Origin of the sequence: Nocardia farcinica, assembly GCF_029867845.1 — a bacterium.
In the GTDB taxonomy this organism is placed as follows: domain Bacteria; phylum Actinomycetota; class Actinomycetes; order Mycobacteriales; family Mycobacteriaceae; genus Nocardia; species Nocardia farcinica_A.
In genome coordinates this window covers 1-6203 of record NZ_JARWRU010000029.1, presented here as the reverse complement: position 1 = coordinate 6203, position 6203 = coordinate 1, and the positions used below count along the sequence as shown (strand labels likewise).

Genomic DNA, 6203 nt, shown 5'->3' with positions numbered 1-6203 from the left:
GGCGAGGGCCGGGCGCGGCCCCGTGGGCGGGGGGGCCGGAGCGGGCGCCGGCAGCGCCCCCGGCGCCGGCGCCGCCGCGGCGAGCGCCGACGATCTCGACGAATGGCAGCGGCTGTATCTGTTCACCCGCGCCGACACGATCTACGGAGGTTCGAACGAAGTGCAGCGCAACATCATCTCCGAGCGCGTGCTCGGTCTGCCGAGGGAGGCCCGTCCGTGAGCGGCAGCGAAGGTCGACAGGACCGAGAGGACGCAGCAGTGAGTGAACAGAATCCCGGCGGCCCCCTGTCCGTCGCGCCGCAGCCCGTTTCGGGTCACGGCCTGCTGACCGGCCGCGTCGCCGTCGTCACCGCCGCCGCGGGCACCGGCATCGGCTCGGCCACCGCCCGCAGGCTGCTCGCCGAGGGCGCCGACGTGGTGATCTCCGACTGGCACGAGCGCAGGCTCGCCGAGACGGAGGTCGAACTGAAGGGCGAATTCCCCGACCGCCGCGTGGCCGCCATCGCCTGCGACGTGCAGAGCACCACCCAGGTCGACGAACTGGTCAAGGGCGCCGCCGCAGCACTCGGCCGCATCGACATCATGGTCAACAACGCGGGCCTCGGCGGCGAAACCCCGGTCGTCGACATGACCGACGAACAGTGGGACCGCGTCCTCGACATCACCCTCAACGGCACCTTCCGCTGCACCCGCGCCGCGCTGAACTACTTCCGCTCCGCCGGCCACGGCGGCGTGATCGTCAACAACGCCAGCGTCCTCGGCTGGCGCGCCCAATACGGCCAGGCCCACTACGCCGCCGCCAAGGCAGGCGTGATGGCCCTGACTCGGTGCAGCGCCATCGAAGCCGCCGAACTCGGCGTCCGCATCAACGCCGTAGCCCCGAGCATCGCCCGCCACGCCTTCCTCGACAAGGTCTCCTCCACCGAACTGCTCGACCGCCTCTCCGAACGCGAAGCCTTCGGCCGAGCCGCCGAGCCCTGGGAGGTGGCCGCCACCATCGCCATGCTGGCCAGCGACTACACCACCTACCTCACCGGCGAGGTGGTCTCGATCAGCAGTCAGCGAGCCTGAGGATTCCGTTCCCAGGACACGGTGCGCGCCCGGCAGTCATGCCGGGCCGTCACCGATCCGGGCCGCACCTGTCCGGCGCGCTCTCCCGCCCGCGACGAAGTCGGAGCATTCCGCGCATTCGGCGATGACCGGGTGACTGCACGTGGCGAGGTGCGCGAGAAATCGATCGGTGGCCCGCAGCAGGGCGATGCGCTCACGCACCCGAGCGCGATGATCGGCGACGAGCGCCAACCGCCCCTCGTGGGCGCTACGGCCGAGTCGCCCTATCTGCTCGAGAGACAGCCCGGCCCGTTGCAGGATCTGGATCAGCCGCGCGGTGTCGAGCGCGCGCTGGTCGTAGCTACGATGCCCCGCCGGAGTGCGCCGCGGCGAGAGCAGCCCGACCGATTCCCAGTGCCGGAGCACGTGCGCCTCGACACCGAGGGCAGCCGCGGCATCACCGATCCCCATCGTCCGAGTTGTGCCCACCGCGCGCCCCTTTACTTCATGTCGACATGAAGTCTTAGCGTGCCATCATGTCCGATCCGGTACGAAACCCCAGTCTCTTCGAATGCTGCGCCGCGGCAGTCGGTTCGGTGCGCGGCGCACTGCGACCGCGACGCCCCGACGAACGGTTCCTGCGCTCGATCACCGATGCGGGACTTCCCACCGCCCGTCACACCGTCACAGTGACCTCTCTGCCGCAGGTGCCCCGACAGGTGCCCACCGCCGCCATCGTGGAGGGCCGCTTCTCCCCACGCCACATCGCCAACTCCCTGACTTCGTTCGTCATCCAGCACCCGGAAGCAACCTTCCTCGTCGACCCCGGCTACTGCCTCGATGCCGAGCAACGCGCCATCGTCCAGCTGCCGAAACTGCTGCGCGCAGCCGTCCGCCCACCCTCGGACACCATCCCGACGGTCACCGCGCTCCAGGCCGAGCCAACTCTGCCCACAGTGCAATTCGCCCTCCCGACCCACGCCCACTGGGATCACGTGTGTGGATTGCTCGACCTGCCGGGCCTGCCGGTGCACCTGCACAGCACCGAGCACCGCTGGATCGCCGACGGCGCCGTCGCCCCGGTCGGCGGCGTGCGCGGCTCCCTGAAGCAGCGCCCCCTCGTCGAATACGATCTCGACGGCCCGCCCATCCTCACCTTCACCCGCAGCCACGACCTGTTCGGCGACGGCAGCGTCGTCCTGGTCGACCTCGCCGGCCACACCCCCGGCAGCATCGGCATCCTCGCCCACACCCGGCGCGGCTGGATCCTGCTGGCGGGCGACGCCGCCTGGCATTCCCTGCAAATCGAAGAGATCCGTCAGAAATCCGCCTTTCCCGGCAGTCTCGCCGACAACGACCGCGATCTCACCTTCAAGACCTTGCACCGCCTGCACCTGGCGCGTCACCGCGCCAAAGTCATCCCCACCCATGACCACGACGCAATCCGTCATCTCGCGGCGGAGACGGAGCCAGCCGAGCAGCCACCGCGAGTGCAGGAATAGCCGGAGGTGGCCGAGGTCGATCTTCGGCCGTGTGTCCAGGCGATGCTCGGTGTCTTGCTCGGGGGACCCATGTCAGCTGCGCCACTCTCACGCCACCGAGCCCATCAACACCGAACACGGGCCGTCGAGGCACTTTGAACTCGCCGTGGGGACCGTCCGCAGAGCATCAGGCTTTCGACGATGTGCTGATGTTCGTTCTCTCATCGCAGGTTTCGCCGTGACGTCGGCGGGGGGCGTCGTGCGCTTGATCGGCATCGACAGCGTTCGTCGCCGGATTTGAGATAGGCGTCCGTGGGTGGAACTATCCGGTTCTGGTCGACGTCTATGTTGGTGGAAGTATTTGGAATGGGGTACCTCCAAGAATGGGCAGTGGTCGACCGGCTTCAGCAGGCTGGGCATCGTCGGTAACGTGATCGGAACCGTGCCGGCCATTGCCAATGACATCGAAGGCGGTATGGACCCCACCAAGGCGGTCGTGAGCGAGACGGCCGGAACCGCCGCGGGTATGGCGGTGGGGAATTGGGCCACATCTGCTGCCACCGGCGCCATGGTCGGGTCGGTGGCCCCCGGCGTAGGAACCGCTGTCGGCTTTGTCGTCGGCGCGGGCATCGGCGCTCTGACGGCCTACGGCGTTTCCAAGAGTATCCAGTGGGTGTGGTGAATATGAACGAAGCGAATGTCGCACCGCCGGTTCTGCAGGTCGAGCAGAACTGGGACGAATCACCTCCTTCCCGAGGAGTAGTGGTCTTCGTGGCTGTGGCCGGCGCCTTTTTCGCGCTGATCACAGCGTTGTGGCTGGTAGTAGCAGCACGCAATATCGGCCACGACAGTTCTGCAGTTCCGCTCGGCAACCTCGGGTTGGCGATGCTCGCCGCCGGTGCCGCCGGTCTGTTCTTCTCTCGACTGCTGCCTATGACCGGGCGTGTGGGCGAGAACTTGACCCCATCGGTGACCTCGCTCACCGATGGGGAGTGGGGGCCCGGTGTACGGCTCGAACGGAACTCCCACCTGCTGTCTCTTGCCCTGGTTATGGCCGGCTGCGTCCTGTATGGCTCGATGGCCTGGTGGTCGTGGCGTTCCGGCCTCGGAGACGAGCTGCTGCCGGTCTCCCGCGACGACAGCACCGGGGCGACTGTCGCGCTGGTGGTATCGATCAGCATGCTCGTCTGCTTGCTGTTGCTGATATTCGTCCGCTTCACCAGGGTCTCTTACGAGCTGTACCCGGCGGGCATCATCTGCCGAGCCCCCAGGCGCACCACCATCCGTATCGCATGGGACGAGATCACCGACATCCAGGGACAAGTGCGCAAGCTCTCGGCCTACTACACCGAAGCTCCAGTGGTCACCGCCGTGCTCGCCGACGAGTCGACTCCGCCGCGGCACCGGCCGTTCGATCGAACAGGTGAGGTCGGGATCCCGGCCTGCATCCTGCGATGCGACTCGAACCTGCTGCTGGCAGCCACAATCCACCTCCATCGCAATCCGCACTCGCGCCACCTACTCGCCACCGAAGCTGCGCTGCCGTGGTTCACCACTCGATACCACCAGATCCCGCCCTCTCAGTGACTGGCGAGCCTCCAGCGGGGGCCTGATCACCCGACGACCCCACATCGTGCTTGCCGAGCCCACTCGGCATCCTGCACTGGAAAGTGAAATACGTGAACGAGAGCATCGCCGAGTATCTCTACAACCGATCGGTGCGCTGCATCCCGGTGCACGCCGACACGATCGGCGCTCCTCAGGTATGGCTCGATCTGCCCGTGGAATGGGTTCCGATCGGCCGGGAAGTAATGCCCGGTGCGTACCTGGCCTGGGTGCATACCCCGACCGGTCAGGAAAACGCTCAGTGGCTCGACAATATCGTCATCATGGTCGGACGTCTTACCGGGCGAATCGACACCTGGGACCTGATGGATCGCGCATTCGTCGACTCCCGCAGGCTACCGTCCTGGTCAGAACACTCGAATGGCTATCTCGACTGCAGCGGTTACCGATCCGCCGTCATCTCCGGCAGCTACGTCGGTGACGGCCTACGTGTTCATGCAACCACCCAGTACTTGGTCGTACGGGGCGAGGAATTCGACTACTTCGTGCAGTACACCATGACGGTGTCCTCGGACTCGCCTCTGCGACCCCTGGTAGAGCTTCCGCCGTCACTGATTGTCGAGCCGCGGGCCTGAGCAGATCTACATCGCAGATCTCATATGAGAATTCGTTCTTCGGATCTGAAGTTTGGATCTGGGCAACAGATCTGAACATGTGCGGATCGTAACCCCTTCTGGTCGTCACATATGGAGGCGCTCGATCGCGAGATGTCGTGCGGCGGGCCGCTGGTGTTTCCATGTCGAGATCGGCATGGAGAGGGGCGTGCGGTGGTCGCGCCTGTCGGGCGCTCAGGCGGCGGCCGGCCGATCGGCCGGGGACGGTGCCGCTCCGGTGGCATCCGGCGACAACCGGCATCGGGCCGAGCTGCTGGGGAGAAGCGGACTGCGCACTAGCACCAAGCAAATGCTTGGTTGTACTATGGCCATCGTGACCGCACCAGACGCCTCGAAATCAGCACGGCGCAACGAACTGCTCGGCCTGGCCGCCGAGCTGTTCGCCGAGCGGGGCCTGCGCGCGACGACGGTGCGCGACATCGCCGACTCCGCGGGCATCCTGTCCGGCAGTCTCTACCACCACTTCGACTCCAAGGAGTCGATGGTCGACGAGATCCTGCGCGGCTTCCTCGACGACCTGTTCGGCCGCTACCGCAAGATCGTCGCGGCAGGCCTCAGCTCGCGCGACACCCTCGAAGCGCTGGTCCTCGCCTCCTACGAATCCTTCGACCACTACCACGCCGCCGTGGCCATCTACCAGGCCGAGGCCAAGCGCCTGCGCGACGCCGAACGATTCGCCTACATCGACGAATACAACCGCGAGTTCCGCGCGCTGTGGCACAAGGTGCTCACCAACGGCGTCGCGGACGGCAGTTTCCGGCCCGAGCTGGACGTGGAACTGGCCTACCGCTTCCTGCGCGACACCGTGTGGGTGGCGGTGCGCTGGTACCGCCCCGGCGGCCCGATCACCGTCGACACCCTCGCCAAGCAATACCTCACCATCGTGCTCGACGGTCTGACCGTGCCCGAGCGCACCGACCAGACGTAGCGCGAAAGCGCGCCGTGCCCTAAGGAGTTCCCGATGTCCGCACCCTCCGCTCGCCGTCCCTACGCCCCGCTGCGCGACGCCTACGTCGTCGATGCGGTGCGCACCCCCGTCGGCAAGCGCGGCGGCGCACTGGCCGGCGTGCACCCGGCCGACCTGGGTGCGGCCGCCCTGCGCGGCCTGTTCGACCGCCAGCCCCTCGACCCGGCCCACGTCGACGACGTGATCGTCGGCTGCGTCGACAACGTCGGCCCGCAGGCGGGCAATATCGGCCGCACCATGTGGCTGACAGCGGGCTACCCCGAAGAGGTCCCCGGCGTGACCGTCGACCGCCAGTGCGGCTCCAGCCAGCAGGCCATCAACTTCGGCGCCCAGGCCATCATGAGCGGCACCGCCGAGGTGATCGTCGCGGCCGGCGTGCAGAACATGAGCGCCATCCCGATCTCCGCTGCCATGCTCGCGGGCAAGGAATACGGCTTCGACTCCCCGTTCGTCGGCGCCCAGGGC

General features: G+C 67.2%; 9 protein-coding genes. 8 read left to right on the top strand and 1 reads right to left on the bottom strand.

All coding sequences use genetic code 11. The annotated features are described in order from the left end of the window. A partial coding sequence (locus QH283_RS00455) for an acyl-CoA dehydrogenase family protein (RefSeq protein ID WP_280501038.1) occupies positions 1 to 220 on the top strand: 220 nt, incomplete at its 5' end. A 38-nt stretch (positions 221 to 258) separates the two neighbouring features. Beyond that, entirely contained in the window at positions 259 to 1071 is an 813-nt protein-coding gene (locus QH283_RS00450) for an SDR family oxidoreductase (protein WP_280501037.1), read from the top strand. Between the two features lie 36 nt (positions 1072 to 1107). On the opposite strand, the gene QH283_RS00445 is transcribed toward QH283_RS00450, so the two are convergent. Then, positions 1108 to 1521 carry a MerR family transcriptional regulator gene (locus QH283_RS00445; protein WP_280501036.1) on the bottom strand — a complete coding sequence of 138 codons (414 nt, stop codon included), beginning with the start codon at positions 1519 to 1521 and terminating at the stop codon, positions 1108 to 1110. A 218-nt stretch (positions 1522 to 1739) separates the two neighbouring features. Between QH283_RS00445 and QH283_RS00440 the strand changes: the two genes are divergently transcribed. The 6 genes from QH283_RS00440 to QH283_RS00415 form a co-directional block, all read left to right on the top strand. After that, the gene (locus QH283_RS00440; RefSeq protein ID WP_280501035.1) at positions 1740 to 2552 is read left to right on the top strand and encodes an MBL fold metallo-hydrolase; all 813 of its coding nucleotides are present in this window, start codon (positions 1740 to 1742) and stop codon (positions 2550 to 2552) included. A gap of 295 nt (positions 2553 to 2847) precedes the next feature. Then, a complete protein-coding gene (locus tag QH283_RS00435) occupies positions 2848 to 3213 on the top strand; it encodes a hypothetical protein (RefSeq protein ID WP_280501034.1) in 366 nt (121 codons plus the stop codon). After that, a complete protein-coding gene (locus QH283_RS00430; protein WP_280501033.1) occupies positions 3210 to 4118 on the top strand; it encodes a hypothetical protein in 909 nt (302 codons plus the stop codon). Before QH283_RS00435 ends, QH283_RS00430 begins: the two co-directional genes overlap by 4 nt. Before the next feature lie 92 nt (positions 4119 to 4210). After that, positions 4211 to 4732: an LpqN/LpqT family lipoprotein gene (locus QH283_RS00425; protein ID WP_280501032.1), complete on the top strand. Its 522-nt coding sequence runs from the start codon at positions 4211 to 4213 to the stop codon at positions 4730 to 4732. Between the two features lie 343 nt (positions 4733 to 5075). Next, entirely contained in the window at positions 5076 to 5699 is a 624-nt protein-coding gene (locus QH283_RS00420; RefSeq protein WP_280501031.1) for a TetR/AcrR family transcriptional regulator, read from the top strand. A 69-nt stretch (positions 5700 to 5768) separates the two neighbouring features. Further along, the coding region (locus tag QH283_RS00415) for a beta-ketoacyl synthase N-terminal-like domain-containing protein (protein WP_280501039.1) at positions 5769 to 6203 on the top strand (435 nt) is incomplete at its 3' end.